The sequence below is a fragment of the Bathymodiolus heckerae thiotrophic gill symbiont genome (genome assembly GCF_900180345.1).
Taxonomy (GTDB): domain Bacteria; phylum Pseudomonadota; class Gammaproteobacteria; order PS1; family Pseudothioglobaceae; genus Thiodubiliella.
Genome location: NZ_FXLV01000037.1, coordinates 1 through 16,198, shown reverse-complemented (window position 1 = coordinate 16,198; position 16,198 = coordinate 1). Strand labels below are relative to the sequence as shown.

The window sequence follows — 16,198 nt, the reverse complement described above, 5'->3', positions numbered from 1 at the left end:
TTATTACCAGTTGTTAATGTCTTTGTTTTCTTCGGTGCCACCAGAGACGCCATCAGCGCCGTAGGTGTATAAATCAAAAGATTTGGCGTTGTGTACACCTGGGTTTAAGTAAATATAATCTCTATTCCAAGGGTCTTTAGGTACTTTGTCCAAATAATCGTCAACCAATGCTTCTAGACCTTGGCTTGGGTAACTGAATTTGTCTAGTTTGTATAAACTCAGCACTGAGGAGAGGGTTTTAATATCATGGTGTGCTTTTTGTGTGCGTGCGTAACCTACTTTGCTGGTTAACTTAGGTACGATGATGCTTGCCAAAATACCAATAATAGCCACGACTACCAATATTTCAATTAAAGTGAAGCCTTGTTGTTTGTTTTTTTGTTTTGTTTTCATGGGTTTGTTGTAGCTTGATTATTATGACTGGTCATTATACCCAAAAACTAAAAATTAACAGTGGGTGTGAGGCGTAACAATGCGTTTTTTTTGTCAATCACAAAACTGAACTGAGACAACCAGTCTAGCCCCAGCAAACCATCAATATCGTGTGGTAACTTCCCCTTAGGCAATACAACGATAGGGAAGTTTTTCTTGTTAACAATCCCTACCGACAAACTGTTAATATTAACTCTAAATGCTGATAACACCCCATTCGCAGTACTAAGAGTAACAGCACCCAAAGATTGGTAATTATCTGCAATTAAATGCTCGCTTAATGTGGTGATACTTGCCCCTGTATCTAGGATTAGTCGGGCAGGATTGTTATCAACCATAACATTAATATGCCATGCATTGGTGCGTCTAATTAGTGGGATTTCAATCTCACCCTGTTGAAAAATTTGAGCATAATTAAGTTGCGCTTGCAACTGGTTAAGTTGTGCCTTCCATTGAATATTATTCACCAAAAAACTAAGTTGATGCTGTACTTGCGAATAGTCCTCAAGGGTTAAAAACAACTGTGCTAGCAAATAACGAAATTCTAAATAATCGGGCAAAATATTAATCACTCTGTTTAGAAAATCTATCATCTGTTGCGGCTGATTAACGCCTAATTGCTCAATATATCGCTTGCTGATATTAACAAATATTGCCTCTACGAACTGTTGAGGATAAATATCTTGCACCTGAGCGAGTAAGTCCTCAAGGTGAATTAATGCAGTTGCATAATCGCCTTCGCTAATCGCTGCTTCGCTATGCGTCATTAAAACCTTAGGCGTATAAATATCAACTATATTAGTGGATTTTGAGTTTTGAATACTTTGAGGTTTTTGAGAGGTTTGAGCAGGTTCTGGAGTGCAGGGCGTTTCAACCCATACTTTTTCAACAACCACCACTGGTTTTTGAATTTTCTCAACTATGGTAGTGGTTTTGTGCCAATATCCACTAGCGAACCAGCCAACTAAAGCACCCAAACCAAGAATAAAAAGAAATCGTACAATCATTTATTATAAGACCTTTGCATAAATATAGATGATTAGTAGAATTCAATTGTGTATTTTTGATGATTATTCATATTTATGCAAAGGTCTCATTATAAAGGAATTTGATTAAGTTCAAAAATTGGTAACAACATTGCCAGAACAATAAAAAGCACAACGCCGCCCATAATCAGTATCATCACGGGTTCAAAAATATTGACCAGTTTTGTGGTGTAGTAATCGATCTCACTTTCTTGATTTTGTGCGGCTTTATTAAGCATTTTTGCAAGCTGTCCACTGGTTTCTCCACTTGCCAACATATAAAGGGTAACAGGGGGCAAGGCTTGATATTGTTTAAAAGCCGAGAATAATGACGATCCTTCTCGCACTTTTTCTCTGGCCTTGAGTATGGCTTGACGCATGGGCAAATAGTTAAGCGCCATGGCTGAATTATTCAGCGCACTAATCACCGGCGCACCGCTTTCATACAATAAGGCAAAGGTACGGGCAAAGCGAATGGCGTTGGTAGTTATCAATACTTTTCCAATAGCAGGTATTTTAACCAGCAGTCTTTGCATTTTTTCTTTAATATTTGGGTTTTTAAGTAACAATTTCACACTGAGTATTAACAGCAGTAAAATACTAAAAATGATAATAGAGTGCTCGGTTAAAAACTCATTTAGATTAATCACAAAAGTGGTAATACCAGGTAATTCTTGACCAGAATCTTGAAATACTGCCGCAATCTGTGGTACGATGAAAACCAACAATGAATAAACCACGACTAGGGCAATCACAGAAACGACCATTGGGTAAATCATAGCGGCAGATACTTTTCTTCTAAATTGTTGTTGTTTTTCAATATCAATTGCTAACGCTTCCAAGATAGTACCCAACTTTGCACTCGCCTCTCCAAGCTCGATAGTGGCAATGTAATAATCGGGGAATTGCCCATGATTTGAGTTCAGTGATTTTGCCAAAGACTGCCCTTGCAGAATTTGCGAATGTGTTTGCTTAATGATTTTCACCAAATGTTTTTTGTGCTGGTTTTGTAAAATCGTATTCAGTGCTTGGTCAATCGGAATAGCTGCCTGAATTAAAGAACCTAGTTGACGGGTCAACATAGCAATATCAGCCATACTAAGGTGCTTTTGAAACAGGCGTTTGGCTTTGGCTGAGTGCTGCTTGGTGGGGGTAATAGTTAAAACGATAAGTTCTTGTTCTTTTAACTGAATGCGTGCATTCTTAATATGGTCACTTTCAATTAAACCGCTAATTTTTTGCTGTTTTTGGTTGATGGCTTGATATTCAAAAACACTCATATTGAAACTACTCTAATAATTTCATCAAGACTGCAATGCCCTTGCAAAACAAGGGTTTTAGCTTGGTCTTTTAAGGTAAGCATTTTTCCCTCAAGGTGGTTGCTAATCTGATCTTCGTTAGCGCCATTGTGGATCATTGATCTAAGCCCTTCATCAACTACCAGTAATTCATACAAGCCGATTCTGCCTGAAAAACCACTGTAGTGACAATGCTCACAAGCATCAGAAGTGTAAATAACACTAGGGCTATTTAGCCCCAGCCTTTCTTGCTCTTTTTTATCTGTCGTGTGTTCTTTTTTACACTTGGGGCACAAAGTGCGGATCAATCTTTGCGCCAAAACACCTGAGAGACTAGATGCCAATAAAAACGGCTCTACTCCCATATCTTTCAAACGAATAATGGCATCTTTTGCACTATTAGTATGCAGAGTAGAAAATACCAAATGCCCTGTTAAACTGGCTTGCACAGCGATTTCAGCGGTTTCTTGATCGCGAATTTCACCTATCATCACAATATCGGGATCTTGACGCAGAATTGCTCGTAAACCCCTAGCAAACGACATATCAATACTGTCGTTAATTTGCGTTTGGTTAATGCCATCAATGTGATACTCAATAGGGTCTTCAATGGTGGTAATATTCCTTGACTGATTATTAAGCATACTAAGTGCTGCATAAAGCGTGGTGGTTTTTCCAGATCCTGTAGGCCCTGTAACCAACATAATGCCGTTCGGCTTGTTGATAAGTTGGTTTATTGTGTCATAAGTACTGTCGTCCATGCCCAGCTGCTTTAATTGCAGCCTACCCACTTGCTTGTCCAATAAACGCATTACCACTTTTTCACCTTTGCCAGAAGGAATAATAGAGACACGAATATCGACTGCCCGTCCACCTAATTGTAGAGCAATTCTGCCATCTTGTGGCAAACGCCGCTCAGAAATATCAAGATTTGCCATCACTTTAATACGGGAAACCAACAAAGGGGCAATTTTTTGTTGTGGCTCTAATACCTCTTTTAAAATACCATCTAGACGAAAACGAATGCGGATACGGGACTCATAAGGCTCGATATGAATATCAGAAGCACCTTGTAAGATTGCCTGTGCGCACAAGGCATTAATCAAACTGATAATGGGTGCTTGGTCATCAGAATCTAATAACTCAATTGGCTCAAATAACTCCATGGCAATGTCATCAAGAGTTTTATCTTGATCGGCATTATCACTAAAATCTTGCAAATTACTCAGTGCACCATGTTCGTAGTGTACTTGCATTCTTTGCATTAAAGAGGTTTTGGAAGTTTTTTCTAATTGGCACTCTCCATATTTGCGTCTAATTTCTAATAGGGTAGAAATTTCAGGCAGTATTTCGTAACTGAGTGTATTGCCCTCTAACAGCAAGCCAAATTTTTTGGCAAACAAATAAGGCAATGACGCATTGTTTTCCATTGGATTAATATATCCACTCGCTAAGGCTATGGTTATTCATCAAAATATTCGTAGAAATCGTATTCATCTGGCTTGGATACTTGCACTTCAGGTTGTATTTTTGGTTGTATTTTTGATTGTATTGTTGGTTGTATTGTTGGTTGTATTTTTTTCTGACTAGCAGAGCTATAACTTGGCAAAAGCGACTCAAATTCATCAACCTGAATGCTTTCTAATATCTTTTCCGCCTGAAAGTAACTGTATTTTTGTTGGCTGATATCGTTTACGTTGTGTTTGTTCAATATTGTTGGTCTAATAAAAACCAGTAAATGGCGTTTTTCCTTGGTTTTAATGTTGTAACGAAACAACCCTCCTAAAAATGGGATATCGCCTAACAAGGGGACTTTTTTCTGCGTTTCATGTGTTACAGTGTCAATCATCCCGCCCAGTACTAATATTTTATTGTTCTCCACCATTACCGTGGTTTTGATGTTTCTTTTTGAAGTAATCAAATCAACCGCAGTAGAAGATGGCAAGACATTGGATACTTCTTGCTCTATTTTCAATTTAACACCATTACCTCCATTAACCTGAGGTTTAACCTTTAAAGTTAAACCAACATTTTTGCGTTCGTAATTTTGAAATGGGTTGGAATTGTCGCTACTTAATTGGGTGTTGGTAATAAAGGGCACCTCGTTACCAACAACAATTTCTGCCTCTTCATTGTCTAAAGTAACAATCGAAGGAGTGGATAAAATATTAGCATTACCAAGGCTGTTGAGTGCATTAATAACCAAACCTAATGCATTAGCCACTTTGCCACTACTGTCTTTTTTTACCGAACCAGCAAAAAAAGTAGCACCAGATTTTATAGCAGCAGAACTAGCAGACCTTAATAAAGCAGGTATTTGCCCATTAAAATCAATCAATCCAATACCCTTCCCTCCCTTAGCTAGCCATTGAATGCCTAACTCGTTGGTGTTTGATGAGCTAATCTCAGCAATCACCGCCTCAATCAACACTTGTACACGCTCAACATCTAATTTATTGATAATTTTTTTAATATTCAGGGTGATTGCTACTGGCGCAGTTATTACAATTGCATTGGTCGCTTCGTCTGCTTGAATATTAATCGACACCTTGTTTTTTTGCACTTTGTTGTTTGTTTGTTTTGCAATACCTTGCAATACAGGTAGAATATTTTTTGCATCTGCGTGTTTTAAATAAATAATGGAAGTGTCGCCAGACTCCCCTTGTTGTTTGTCCAGCTCACTGATTAAAAAGCGTGCTTTAAGGCGTTTGTTTTTATTACCGCCAACAATAATTTGATTGGTTTGCGTATTAACGCCAATAACCAACGCATTGCCAGATTTTTTTGCCAATAAGGACTTGACAATATTTGCTATTTCTTGTGCGCTTGTGTGTTCTAAGGTGATAATCTCATAATCCTCATTCACTTGTTTGTCCAAAATGACAATCATATCTTTAATACGCTTAATGCTGGCAGTCGTGTCTGTCATTACAATGCTGTTAGAGGGGCTATAAGCAGCTAAATACCCGTATTGTGAAACCAATGGACGCAAAATGGCAATCAACTCTTTTGCCGCAACATTTTTCACCGCAAGCACTGCACTAACAATCAAATCATCAGAAAGTTTGGTGGGCGAGGTGTTTTTGGTGGCATTTTTGGGTAATATTTTGTCAAAATCATCGCCTGGAATAATCACATAGCCATGCACTTGTAAAATAGAGGCGAAAAAATGATAAAGCCTTTCATCGCTAACATCTTGATTGCTAACCACATTGACTTTAGCCTTGACTCTAGGGTCAATAATAAAATTCTTACCTGTCGCTTGAGAGACGGTATTAATCAGTGTACGAATATCGGTATTTTTTAAATTAAGCATCAAGGCCTGAGAGGATGAAGCCAGCAACAGCAACAGCCAAAGTAAAATAATTTTAATTTGTTGTCTCATATTGGGGTTATTTCAGGTCAAGGGTAATGATATGCTGCTCGCCATGACGATCAAGGTAAATATCAAAAAATTTTGTTTGCTTTAACAATTTAATTACCTTAAAAGAGGAGGACAAATTGTCAAGTATTATATCGTTAATGCGAGTCACCGTGTCATTTTCCTTAAACCCCAAGTTATTAAACAATTGTTTTTCTTTACTGGAGTTTAATTTAAAACCTGTAAGTTTACCATTACTAAAATTTGGTGCAATGCTAATTAGTGAAAACAGCCCCTTTGGATTGCTAGAAACCTCTTTTAAGTAATTACCCAACCTGCGCTTTTGCGAACCCGATAATCTGCTAACAGAAGTTGTTTTGCGCTTGAATTTGCCCAAATTAATTACCTCTCTCTTAGATTGTCCATTAGGGCGAATATAATTAAACTTGATTAGTATTTTTTCTAATCTCTCTTTCCTTTCAATTACCACATAATTTTTAGCAATATTCTTTAGCAATACACCAGAGATAATTTTGTCGCCTTGTTGATAAACTTTAGCTTTGTCTCTGCCGTTTTTAATAATAGCCAATGCATTTTTCGCCTTAAAAACAGTACCAACCAAAGTCAAATTAAGTGGCGTAAGCTTCACCTTTTTATAATTTTTTTCACGGGGTTGCGCACGCTGAAATTGACCAAACAAATTATGATATACCTTCATATTCTCAGTATTTAACTTGAGTGTATTAATATTAGTCATTGCCACGGTTTGACTATGTGAACTGTTAGCAAATACACCCAACATCAACTGCGCACAAACATAAGCCAAATAAACCACCAAACACACTGCCACACCCTCTCTAATCTTATCTTGATAAAGTGCATTAAAATGCTTAAATTGCATCCACCTTGCAGTTAATTCAGTTTTTAAATCCATAAAATGCAATTTTACAGTGAAAATAAGTTAAAAAACCATGTCAAATAGTCAATATGTCGTTTGAATCAATCCAGCAACAGGCTAATAAGCATTTTCATTTTATAAAACCTTGGAAAGGTCTAGCAGTGCTCGTGAGGTGTTTGTTGATTATTAACAAAATCCTGAGCCCGTTAAAACTTAATTTATCATTTAAAAAAACAAAGGTATAAACTACCCTTGATACTTTGACGCATTAACCTAATAAACAATGATTACTCGTGCCTTAATTTTATGTAGTTACCTAAGTAGTGCTTATGCTTGGGGTGGATTTTTCCAGATTGACACCAATGCTGACACGATGATGGGTGTGAATAGTATGGACAGGCTAACAACACTTGAGCAAGCACAATCAAGTATTCTAAAACACGGAGCGCAACTGGGCATCAATGCTAACAATGCCTTGCTTTTTCAGCGCACTAGTACAGACAGCTTTGGCAATCAGCATTTACGCTTTAATATAGCATATCGGGGAATTGAGATAGAAAAAGCGCAAATTATTGCACATTTTAATCAAACAGAAATTAATAGAGACCTTTGCATAAATAGGGATGATTAGCAAAATTCAATTTTTGCCAGATTGGTGATTTTATTAAACCTTGTCCTAGCAGGGCTAAGGCTGGGTTTAAAAAATCGCCAAGCGGGTGAAAAGTGGATTTTTGATGATTATTCATATTTATGCAAAGGTCTCTAATAGTATTAGTGGCTATCAACAATTGTTATCCGCCTCATTGAAAAATAAAATTAATACCCATCTTAACCAAGGTCAAACACAACTAACTGCCAATAAAGTACTAACATTTATCAACCAAAAACAGCACAAGGTGTTGTCTAATAAACCAATGATTACACAGACTCAGCCTTATGTTATTTGGCAAGTTCGGTTATTAGTTAACGGCATTCCTACGATTTATCGCATTAGCGATAGCAATCCGCCGAGCATATTATCAAAAACAACAGACATTCAATACTGATGAAAACTTTACAATATTTTGCTATATTTGGTATGTTACTGCTGTCTGCTTGTGGTAGCGGTGGCGGTGGTGATGTTAAAACTGGGCAATTCAAAGATTCAGAGGTTAAAGGAGACCTTTGCATAAATAGGGATGATTAGCAAAATTCAATTTTTGCCAGATTGGTGATTTTATTAAACCTTGTCCTAGCAGGGCTAAGGCTGGGTTTAAAAAATCGCCAAGCGGGTGAAAAGTGGATTTTTGATGATTATTCATATTTATGCAAAGGTCTCCACAGGAGTCAGGTGCAATTAATGAAGCATTTTCTAACTGGCTTGGTATTGCCGTAGAACAGCATTATTCCACAGGTGAAAAAAGTTGGCTGATAGGGTTTGCCGACAAGCCTTTTCGTTCAATGGAAAATCCTTCTATTAAAAGTAGAACCTATAGAGGTCATGAAGATTATAAAATTTTGATAGATGGGCAGGTTCATACGCCAACTGCTGGTGATAGTATTCCTTATCCAGATACCTACAAAGGCAACAATTGGATCACAGTTGACAACACAAATTGCCCTACCCCTAATTATTGCGCTAATGACTATTGTGGCGTGCATATTAACAGTTCTGTCGCCAACAAAATGTTTTACTTATTATCAGTCGGTGGCATACATAATGGTATTACTGTTACTGGTATAGGCACTAATAACGCTATGAAAATTGCCTTAGACGCCAATAGAAATCGATGGACTACAAGCACTGGGTTTCATAACGCCAAAGCAGGTATGATTGCTGCCAGTACTAAGTTTGGCAATACTAACACAGGCACTAATATGCAGCAGCAAGTAAGGCTGGCATGGGAAGCGGTCAATGTGCTTGACTCAAATGAGTAATTTTTTTACAGCTGATAATCAAAAACAACCTTGTCCTTAATACCAATCCCGTCTAGCAATGTGCGTATATTCTGGTTACTTGTGTTAATATCGCCTTGAATATTCAGTAGGTTTGCTGGACTCAGTGTTGCCTTTAACTGCACTTTAATCTGAGCATCTTGCTCGGTGATAACCCCATTTAACTGCTGATTTTCACTGTCAATGTGTAATTGATAATCACCCAAATGCTCGCCCAATATATTGAGATTTTTAACTTGCAAAAGCCCTTGCAGCTCATTTGGTCTAATACCCAAATCATCCGTATCCCAACTAGCATTAAGTTCGTTAATTTGTACGACAAACGAAGTGGCATTGGCGATATTATCAGGCAATAATGCGAGCATTTTTAGCGTTGTGCTTGACAAAGTTCCCGCAATATCCCTGAGTTGCAATTGTTTAAAAATATTAACACCAATATCAAAAACAAGCCTATGTTGCACTTCTTGTTCAATATCCATACGCCAACTTAATTTTGCCTGCAACAACGCCAGTGGCAAAAAATCCCATTTAATCACACCCAGTTTACTGTGCTGTGTGCGTCCCTGCCAAATACTGCCCTCTAAAGTGGCAATATTTACATTCAGCTGACGGACAGAAGAATCAAGCAAGTTTGCAGGCAAATTGCCAATCAAAAAGAGAAAAAACGAAATAAAAAATAATAAAGCATATTTTTTCATGGGTGTATAAAGGTCATTTTTGCATCCACCACGCCGCTATTACTACGCTTAATATCTGCATGAATAGCCACAATGCCATATTTAGTTTTAAGTGTTTTTAATCCATCCAACAACTTAGAAAACGGCATTTTTGACCCCATAAACACAATACGATTGTCACCATCAATGTAAATTTTTTTGCGTTTCGCTGTTCGATAAGTTTTTTGAATAATATTTTTGGCTTTTGTTGTAGACAAAGTCGGAAAAACCACAGAGTTTTGTAGAATTGCCAGTGATTGAGATAAGTTGCGCTGTTTGTCCAGCTGCTGATTGAGTGTATTGTTTTCACTATTCAGCCAAGCCAAGCCCAACACAAGCAATAAAAATAACGATATGATACCGCCTAAAACTAAAAAGTTTGCCTTTTTTTTATCAGATAAATCATTCCAGTTTGTAATCATAGTGTTAATGTGAGTGTTTTTTGATTGAATTTAAGTTGCTTAATCATCGCTTTGGGTTTGGTTTCTAATGTAAGTTTAGACAATAAATCATCGTCTGATCGAGTTTTATAACTATTCGCCTGATTGAGTTTTTGTTTAATCTGCACCGGCAAATCAACAATACGCCTAACTTCAGGAAACAGCTTTTTAAAAGTATTTTGGTTGTTATTTTGTTGCATTTGAATTTGCTGATTTAGATAATAATTATCTACCGCTAACTGGATAGGCATCAGCACCATCAGCGACAAAACAATCGTAATACTAAAACGCCATTGGTGTAGTAATTTCTCCCAATTTTTCAGCCAATCTACATCCAGCAAATTAATTTTCCGAGTGTGTTTAACGGCTATTGTTGCGTTGGTTAACTGATATTTATCTTTCGGTAAATCATCAAACAGGGTTTTATCCATTCTACCACCCAAGAATTCACCAAAACGAAACAACACCCCTTGCTTATCCTCCAGATAATGCATTTTTCCTTGCTCGTTAGGCAACAACATAAAATCAATCACACAGCGCTCAATTTCTAATTGAGCTTGCTCTATTTTTTCCTGAAGTCTCTTCATAATCTGCTTTTCTATCACAATCACATCATAAAAATTAGGTGCATCTGTTGTTTTTTGTACAAAGAAATCTAATGTTTCAATATCGTCTAATAACACATCTTCCAGCAAAAAAGGAATGGCTTTTTTTGCCTTAGTAAGGTTCATTTTGGGCAATTCAACCTGATGCGTCGAAGCCAAATTTGCATCAATAGCAATTAAATAATGCCTGTCAGATGACAATTCGTCAAATACTGTCAATGCGTTGTAATAAATAATGTTCATTAAATGAGACTTTTGTATAATTACGAACAATTATACAAAGATTTTAAATAATGGAAGTCATATTACAACTTTTAGCAACAAACAAAATTTACTTAGTTGGCACAATTTTTATTCTCTCCTTGCTGGTCGGTAGTTTTCTTAATGTGGTAATTTATCGTCTGCCCATTATGCTTAACAATGCTTGGAAGGCAGAATGCGGTAAAACAGCCGATCAAATGGCATTCAACCTCTCTTCACCCCGCTCACAATGCCCAAAATGCCGTCATAATATTGCGATATTAGACAACATCCCCATTCTTAGTTATTTGTATTTAGGTGGGAAATGTCGTCAGTGCAGCACACCCATCCCATCACAATACCCACTAATCGAACTAATTACCGCTCTACTCAGTACTTTTATCGCTTGGCAATACGGCTACGCTTGGGCTATGCTTGGTGGCATTATTTTCACTTGGACAATTATCCCTATTGCCGTGATTGATTTTAAAACTATGTTACTGCCTGATAAACTCACCTACCCTCTTTTGTGGGCAGGCCTGATTTTTAACATTAATCAAACTTATGCCACCTTAACAGACGCTGTTTTAGGTGTAATTATTGGTTATTTATGTTTATGGTTGATTTATCAAATACATTTTTTATGGCGTAAAAAAGCAGGATTAGGTTATGGCGATTTTAAACTACTCGGTGCAATCGGTGCTTGGGGTGGTTGGCAAATCCTGCCAAATGTCCTCTTAATTGCCTCAATTTTAGGCATTGCATTTTTTACCATCACTGCTCTACTTAAAAAACAAAGCCATTCATCTGTCATACCATTCGCTCCATTTTTAACAATAGGCGCTTGGATTGTTTTGTTTTTTTTTAAATAAGACCTTGTATAAATATGGATGATTAGCAGAATTCAATTTTTACCAACTTGGTATTTTTTTTAAACTCTGTCCTAGCAAGACTAAGGTTGGGTTTAAAAAAATTACCAAGTTGGTAAAAAGTGGATTTTTGATGATTATTCATATTTATACAAAGGTCTCTATCTGTTGCTTGGCGAATAAATTTAGTCGCTCGTTTAATACCATACAAACTGCCTTTATTTTATCGACAAGTGTAACTATCGTGAATAAATATTTTCTCAATACCAACATAAATTGCCCGATAGATTAGATGATGCGCAACCCTATCAGTAAAGTTAGCAGCGAATATTTCGCACTTAACAGGCTTATTAACCCCATAAACACCACTGAAGACTTAGGATCGTAAGTTCAATTGATTATCTACTCAGCCAGTGCTATTAATTTAATACCATAATCAAACTGTCCTGAGCAAAGCAAGGAAATGCCCTTGAGTGCAAACTCTAATTGATTTTGAGTATTACGCTTATGCTTGCGTGCATCATAATAAGCAAAATTCAATTAATAAACTACCTGTTTACAGTCAATATCACTCATCCTGCTTTTTTAAATAACCCTTTCAGGCTAAAACCATGAAAGGCTAAAGGGTCAGAAGTGTGCAAATAAATCAAAGTATCGTACTATGCTTAATTCTTGATACAACGAACGCTATTACCGTTAGCACGTACATCACCGAAGAAACCGTTGTTGAGCTTCGAAACGAAGAAATCGTTGTTGGGCTTCGATATATCTAATAGAATAGAAAGATCTATGGAAAAAGAAGAACTCAACTCCCTAGTATTACGCGACCAGTAGACACCAGCAGAACCAACTTGATCGATCCCACCACTGCTAGCAAAGCGATAGCCAGCAGTTGGCAACTTGAGGAAACTAGAGAAGGCAGTGGCTTGGTTAATAATTTTTGTGGTAGTCGCATCCTTGGTATCAGCTCTGAGTTCATCTTCCGTTGGCACACTAAATCCTGCTGGACAAATGTCATTCGCTTCACCATTTGACCAAGCATTGGTTCTACTGTTACCCGTACTGTCTGCACTCATCCAATCATATGGCGAAGAGCCATTAGTAATAAAAGTATTTGTTCCCGGAGTGATGGTGGTTGCCAAGGTTGCTGTCGTAGCTGAGCTGCGTGATTCATGTCCATCATCATTTCGTCCCCATTGGTACAAGTGACCATAAGCAGCACTATCCGTAGAAGAGGTAGCTACTTGGGTAGCACCGAGGTTTCTATCTAGCCAAACTTTGCCTGTATCGGGTGATCTAACCGATGCATAAGTCTTGCCTTCAAAGGTAACCGTATCACTATCGGTAATGGTATAGGTGTGCACTGTGTTTGTACCCAGTGTGACATTGCTTGGATTGGATAAAGTTACAATAACGGTTTCTGCACCACCTTCTAGCTCCGAGTCATTAATAATAGAGGCAATGGTGATATTGCCAGCGGTAACACCCGCAGCCAAGGTTAGTGTGCCATTAGAGAGGGTGTAGTCTATGCCTGAGCCAGTTGCTGTACCAGTAACTGCGTAGTCCACAGTTACTTCTCGAACACTAGCAGTACTTAGCGTGTAGGCTAAGTTAGCAGAGTTAGTCGATTCTGTACCGCTAGAACTGGCGTCATTAAAGGCAATAGTTGGCACATCATTATCGGTAATAGTATAGGTGTGTGCCGTGTTAGTTCCCAGTGTGGCATTGTTTGGATTAGACAAAGTAACAACCACTGTTTCATTGCTCTCGTCAAATGCATCATCAATAATAGAGGCAATGGTGATATTGCCAGTGGTAGCACCTGCAGTCAAGGTTAGTGTGCCATTAATTAGGGTGTAGTCTGTGCCTGATCCAGTTGCTGTACCAGTAACTGCGTAGTCCACAGTTACTTCTTGACTACTAGCAGCACTTAGCGTGTAGGCTAAGTTAGCAGAGTTAGTCGATTCTGCACCGCTAGAACTGTCGTTATCAAAGGCAATAGTTGGCTCATCATTATTGATAATGGTATAGGTGTGTGTCGTGTTAGTTCCCAGTGTGGCATTGTCTGGATTAGACAAAGTAACAACCACTGTTTCATCGCTCTCGTCCAATGCATCATCAATAATAGAGGCAATGGTGATATTGCCAGTGGTAGCACCCGCAGCCAAGGTTAGTGTGCCATTAATTAGGGTGTAGTCTGTGCCTGATCCAGTTGCTGTGCCAGTAACTGCGTAGTTCACAGTTACTTCTCGACTACTAGCAGCACTTAGCGTGTAGGCTAAGTTAGCAGATCTAACCGATTCTAAACCGCTAGAACTGGCGTCATTAAAGGCAATAGTTGGCGCATCATTATCGGTAATAGTATAGGTGTGTGCCTTGTTAGTACCCAGTGTGGCATTGTTTGGATTAGACAAAGTAACAACCACTGTTTCATTGCCCTCGTCAAATACATCATCAATAATAGAGGCAATGGTGATATTGCCAGTGGTAGCACCTGCAGTCAAGGTTAGTGTGCCGTTAATTAGGGTGTAGTCTGTGCCTGATCCAGTTGCTGTACCAGTAACTGCGTAGTCCACAGTTACTTCTTTACTACTAGCAAAACTTAGCGTGTAGGCTAAGTTAGCAGATCTAACCGATTCTGCACCGCTAGAACTGGCGTCATTAAAGGCAATAGTTGGATTAAGGATAATGATAATCTCATTGTCAATAATAGTATAAGTGTGTACCGTGTTAGTTCCTAGTGTGGCATTGTTTGGATTAGACAAAGTAACAATCACTGTTTCATTGCCCTCGTCAAATGCATAAATAGTATCAGCAATAATAGAGGCAATGGTGATATTGCCAGTGGTAGCGCCCGCAGCCAAGGTTAGTGTGCCATTAGCTAGGGTGTAGTCTGTGCCTGATCCAGTTGCTGTGCCAGTAACTGCGTAGTCCACAGTTACTTCTTTACTACTAGCAGCACTTAGCGTGTAGGCTAAGTTAGCAGATCCAACCGATTCTAAACCGCTAGAACTGTCGTTATCAAAGGCAATAGTTAGCGCATCATTATCGGTAATAGTATAGGTGTGTGCCTCGTTAGTACCCAGTGTGGCATTGTTTGGATTAGACAAAGTAACAACCACTGTTTCATTGCCCTCGTCCAATGCATCATCAATAATAGAGGCAATGGTGATATTGCCAGTGGTAGCACCTGCAGCTAAGGTTAGTGTGCCATTAACTAGGGTGTAGTCTGTGCCTGATCCAGTTTCTGTACCAGTTGCTGTACCAGTAACTGTGTAGTCCACAGTTACTTCTTTACTACTAGCAACACTTAGCGTGTAGGCTAAGTTAGCAGATCTAACCGATTCTAAACCGCTAGAACTGGTGGCATCAAAGGCAATAGTTCGTATACTGTTATCCACTATCGTTTGTATCTTAGCCGTGGTGTCAGAATCATCACTGCTGGCTGTAGCAACCTGTGCATTCACAGTCGCTAAATTGCTATCGGTTACACGAATCACACCAGCATTAGTATAGTCTTGTAGAATTGGTGCAGTGCCTGAGCCGTTATAGTTAGAGATTCTACTAATCGCTAGACTGCTTTTAATTTCTGAACCTGCTGAACCTGTATTTTTTGATCCAGGGGCATCAGCGTTGTTTTCAAAGTTGTCAATAGCTTGAGCAATATTAATATTGTTACCAGCTCTCATGTCAGCTACTAACGCTTGAATGGTGGCCGCTGAGTCGTCATCTCCTGAGTCTTTACCCATTTGAGAGATTGCTGCAAGCACCACACCAAACTTACCCGCAGCATCATTCGCAGCATCATTCGCAGCAGCGGTGGTATTAATATCTGTTGGAATGATGCTGGTTATATCAACCCCATCCAAACCAAACGCCGTTGCTGTTTGTGCATTCTGGGTAGTAATTACTGCTGCAATCGTGGTTAAGTCACCATCATTGGTATCAGCCAATCGAAAAGAAATCTCAGAGATTGGAGAGGCAAACAGGCTTAACTCGCCTGTGCCTGAATAAATAACAGCTGCACGAATGTTAGGTGCATTGGTGGCTTGCCCTGTGGCTTCGTCTGTATAAGTACCATCACTACAAGATGAGTAAACCAGTCCGGTAGGTAGGACAACATTGGCTAGGCTGACGCTACCATCAGAGCCTGTAACGCCTGAGGCACCAGCAATCTCCACACCTGAGGCGTTAAACAGAGTACAAGTTGCACCAACAGTAAGTGCGTTGTATTCACCTAAGGTAACTGCGATGCTGTTTAAAACTTTCTCAACACGAATTTTGTTAGAACGCTCGACATAGTTAAGATCCGCTAAGGTAACAATGTTTGAATGAGTAAAGGCTTGGTTAGCAACTTTAAAGTTAGTTAAAGCGTTACC

Annotated in this window: 17 protein-coding genes; 4 read left to right on the top strand and 13 right to left on the bottom strand. The window is 38.6% G+C overall.

Going from position 1 to position 16,198, the window contains the following annotated elements:
- Positions 1-3: 3 nt before the first annotated feature.
- From gspG to CRYPD_RS05465, 6 genes are all read right to left on the bottom strand, one after another.
- Positions 4-393 carry a type II secretion system major pseudopilin GspG gene (gspG, locus tag CRYPD_RS05490; protein WP_138146595.1) on the bottom strand — a complete coding sequence of 130 codons (390 nt, stop codon included), beginning with the start codon at positions 391-393 and terminating at the stop codon, positions 4-6.
- Positions 394-440: 47 nt separating this feature from the next.
- Positions 441-1,439, bottom strand: coding sequence for a retropepsin-like aspartic protease (locus CRYPD_RS05485; RefSeq protein ID WP_138146594.1), 999 nt, complete (start codon positions 1,437-1,439; stop codon positions 441-443).
- An 89-nt stretch (positions 1,440-1,528) separates the two neighbouring features.
- Positions 1,529-2,737 (bottom strand): type II secretion system F family protein, encoded by a 1,209-nt coding sequence (locus CRYPD_RS05480; RefSeq protein ID WP_138146593.1) that lies wholly within the window; start codon positions 2,735-2,737, stop codon positions 1,529-1,531.
- Positions 2,734-4,185 carry a GspE/PulE family protein gene (locus CRYPD_RS05475; RefSeq protein ID WP_138146592.1) on the bottom strand — a complete coding sequence of 484 codons (1,452 nt, stop codon included), beginning with the start codon at positions 4,183-4,185 and terminating at the stop codon, positions 2,734-2,736. The genes CRYPD_RS05480 and CRYPD_RS05475 overlap by 4 nt, the downstream gene beginning before the upstream one ends.
- A 32-nt stretch (positions 4,186-4,217) precedes the next feature.
- Complete coding sequence (gene gspD, locus CRYPD_RS05470; RefSeq protein WP_138146591.1) at positions 4,218-6,140, bottom strand: type II secretion system secretin GspD; 1,923 nt, start codon at positions 6,138-6,140, stop codon at positions 4,218-4,220.
- Positions 6,141-6,147: 7 nt separating this feature from the next.
- Positions 6,148-7,050: a type II secretion system protein N gene (locus tag CRYPD_RS05465; protein ID WP_138146590.1), complete on the bottom strand. Its 903-nt coding sequence runs from the start codon at positions 7,048-7,050 to the stop codon at positions 6,148-6,150.
- A 247-nt stretch (positions 7,051-7,297) separates the two neighbouring features.
- Between CRYPD_RS05465 and CRYPD_RS05460 the strand changes: the two genes are divergently transcribed.
- Positions 7,298-7,645 (top strand): hypothetical protein, encoded by a 348-nt coding sequence (locus tag CRYPD_RS05460; protein WP_138146589.1) that lies wholly within the window; start codon positions 7,298-7,300, stop codon positions 7,643-7,645.
- Here the strand turns inward: CRYPD_RS05460 and CRYPD_RS08045 are convergent.
- On the bottom strand, positions 7,611-7,760 hold the full coding sequence (locus tag CRYPD_RS08045; protein WP_171004268.1) for a hypothetical protein: 150 nt from the start codon (positions 7,758-7,760) through the stop codon (positions 7,611-7,613). The two genes, CRYPD_RS05460 and CRYPD_RS08045, sit on opposite strands and share 35 nt — an antisense overlap.
- Between CRYPD_RS08045 and CRYPD_RS05455 the strand changes: the two genes are divergently transcribed.
- Positions 7,749-8,060: a hypothetical protein gene (locus tag CRYPD_RS05455; RefSeq protein ID WP_138146588.1), complete on the top strand. Its 312-nt coding sequence runs from the start codon at positions 7,749-7,751 to the stop codon at positions 8,058-8,060. The two genes, CRYPD_RS08045 and CRYPD_RS05455, sit on opposite strands and share 12 nt — an antisense overlap.
- A 105-nt stretch (positions 8,061-8,165) precedes the next feature.
- On the opposite strand, the gene CRYPD_RS08040 is transcribed toward CRYPD_RS05455, so the two are convergent.
- The gene (locus tag CRYPD_RS08040; protein ID WP_171004348.1) at positions 8,166-8,315 is read right to left on the bottom strand and encodes a hypothetical protein; all 150 of its coding nucleotides are present in this window, start codon (positions 8,313-8,315) and stop codon (positions 8,166-8,168) included.
- 4 nt (positions 8,316-8,319) lie between these two features.
- Here CRYPD_RS08040 and CRYPD_RS05450 point away from each other — a divergent pair, with 4 nt between their 5' ends.
- Positions 8,320-8,931: a M4 family metallopeptidase gene (locus CRYPD_RS05450; RefSeq protein WP_138146587.1), complete on the top strand. Its 612-nt coding sequence runs from the start codon at positions 8,320-8,322 to the stop codon at positions 8,929-8,931.
- A gap of 5 nt (positions 8,932-8,936) precedes the next feature.
- Here CRYPD_RS05450 and gspN read toward each other — a convergent pair whose 3' ends face one another.
- Genes gspN through gspL form a run of 3 tightly spaced genes read right to left on the bottom strand, consistent with a single transcriptional unit; the run spans position 8,937 to position 10,953 of the window.
- On the bottom strand, positions 8,937-9,647 hold the full coding sequence (gspN, locus tag CRYPD_RS05445; protein ID WP_138146586.1) for a type II secretion system protein N: 711 nt from the start codon (positions 9,645-9,647) through the stop codon (positions 8,937-8,939).
- Positions 9,644-10,087 carry a type II secretion system protein GspM gene (gspM, locus tag CRYPD_RS05440; protein ID WP_138146585.1) on the bottom strand — a complete coding sequence of 148 codons (444 nt, stop codon included), beginning with the start codon at positions 10,085-10,087 and terminating at the stop codon, positions 9,644-9,646. Before gspM ends, gspN begins: the two co-directional genes overlap by 4 nt.
- Positions 10,084-10,953, bottom strand: coding sequence for a type II secretion system protein GspL (gspL, locus tag CRYPD_RS05435; RefSeq protein WP_138146584.1), 870 nt, complete (start codon positions 10,951-10,953; stop codon positions 10,084-10,086). Before gspL ends, gspM begins: the two co-directional genes overlap by 4 nt.
- 50 nt (positions 10,954-11,003) lie before the next feature.
- On the opposite strand from gspL, the gene CRYPD_RS05430 reads away from it, so the two are divergent.
- Entirely contained in the window at positions 11,004-11,822 is an 819-nt protein-coding gene (locus CRYPD_RS05430; RefSeq protein ID WP_138146583.1) for a prepilin peptidase, read from the top strand.
- A gap of 399 nt (positions 11,823-12,221) precedes the next feature.
- On the opposite strand, the gene CRYPD_RS08035 is transcribed toward CRYPD_RS05430, so the two are convergent.
- Together CRYPD_RS08035 and CRYPD_RS05425 are read right to left on the bottom strand one after the other, a co-directional pair.
- Positions 12,222-12,359 (bottom strand): hypothetical protein, encoded by a 138-nt coding sequence (locus tag CRYPD_RS08035; protein ID WP_171004347.1) that lies wholly within the window; start codon positions 12,357-12,359, stop codon positions 12,222-12,224.
- 125 nt (positions 12,360-12,484) lie between these two features.
- The coding region (locus CRYPD_RS05425) for a beta strand repeat-containing protein (protein WP_280178674.1) at positions 12,485-16,198 on the bottom strand (3,714 nt) is incomplete at its 5' end.

Excerpts from the sequence above, each read along its gene's own strand:
- gspM (WP_138146585.1), bottom strand. The coding sequence starts at position 10,087 with ATGATTACAAACTGGAATGATTTATCTGATAAAAAAAAGGCAAACTTT.
- CRYPD_RS05475 (WP_138146592.1), bottom strand. The coding sequence starts at position 4,185 with ATGGAAAACAATGCGTCATTGCCTTATTTGTTTGCCAAAAAATTTGGC.
- gspD (WP_138146591.1), bottom strand. The coding sequence starts at position 6,140 with ATGAGACAACAAATTAAAATTATTTTACTTTGGCTGTTGCTGTTGCTG.
- CRYPD_RS05460 (WP_138146589.1), top strand. The coding sequence starts at position 7,298 with ATGATTACTCGTGCCTTAATTTTATGTAGTTACCTAAGTAGTGCTTAT.
- CRYPD_RS05430 (WP_138146583.1), top strand. The coding sequence starts at position 11,004 with ATGGAAGTCATATTACAACTTTTAGCAACAAACAAAATTTACTTAGTT.
- CRYPD_RS05465 (WP_138146590.1), bottom strand. The coding sequence starts at position 7,050 with ATGGATTTAAAAACTGAATTAACTGCAAGGTGGATGCAATTTAAGCAT.
- CRYPD_RS08045 (WP_171004268.1), bottom strand. The coding sequence starts at position 7,760 with ATGAATAATCATCAAAAATCCACTTTTCACCCGCTTGGCGATTTTTTA.
- CRYPD_RS05450 (WP_138146587.1), top strand. The coding sequence starts at position 8,320 with ATGCAAAGGTCTCCACAGGAGTCAGGTGCAATTAATGAAGCATTTTCT.
- CRYPD_RS08040 (WP_171004348.1), bottom strand. The coding sequence starts at position 8,315 with ATGAATAATCATCAAAAATCCACTTTTCACCCGCTTGGCGATTTTTTA.
- gspG (WP_138146595.1), bottom strand. The coding sequence starts at position 393 with ATGAAAACAAAACAAAAAAACAAACAACAAGGCTTCACTTTAATTGAA.
- gspN (WP_138146586.1), bottom strand. The coding sequence starts at position 9,647 with ATGAAAAAATATGCTTTATTATTTTTTATTTCGTTTTTTCTCTTTTTG.
- CRYPD_RS05455 (WP_138146588.1), top strand. The coding sequence starts at position 7,749 with ATGATTATTCATATTTATGCAAAGGTCTCTAATAGTATTAGTGGCTAT.
- CRYPD_RS05485 (WP_138146594.1), bottom strand. The coding sequence starts at position 1,439 with ATGATTGTACGATTTCTTTTTATTCTTGGTTTGGGTGCTTTAGTTGGC.
- CRYPD_RS05480 (WP_138146593.1), bottom strand. The coding sequence starts at position 2,737 with ATGAGTGTTTTTGAATATCAAGCCATCAACCAAAAACAGCAAAAAATT.
- gspL (WP_138146584.1), bottom strand. The coding sequence starts at position 10,953 with ATGAACATTATTTATTACAACGCATTGACAGTATTTGACGAATTGTCA.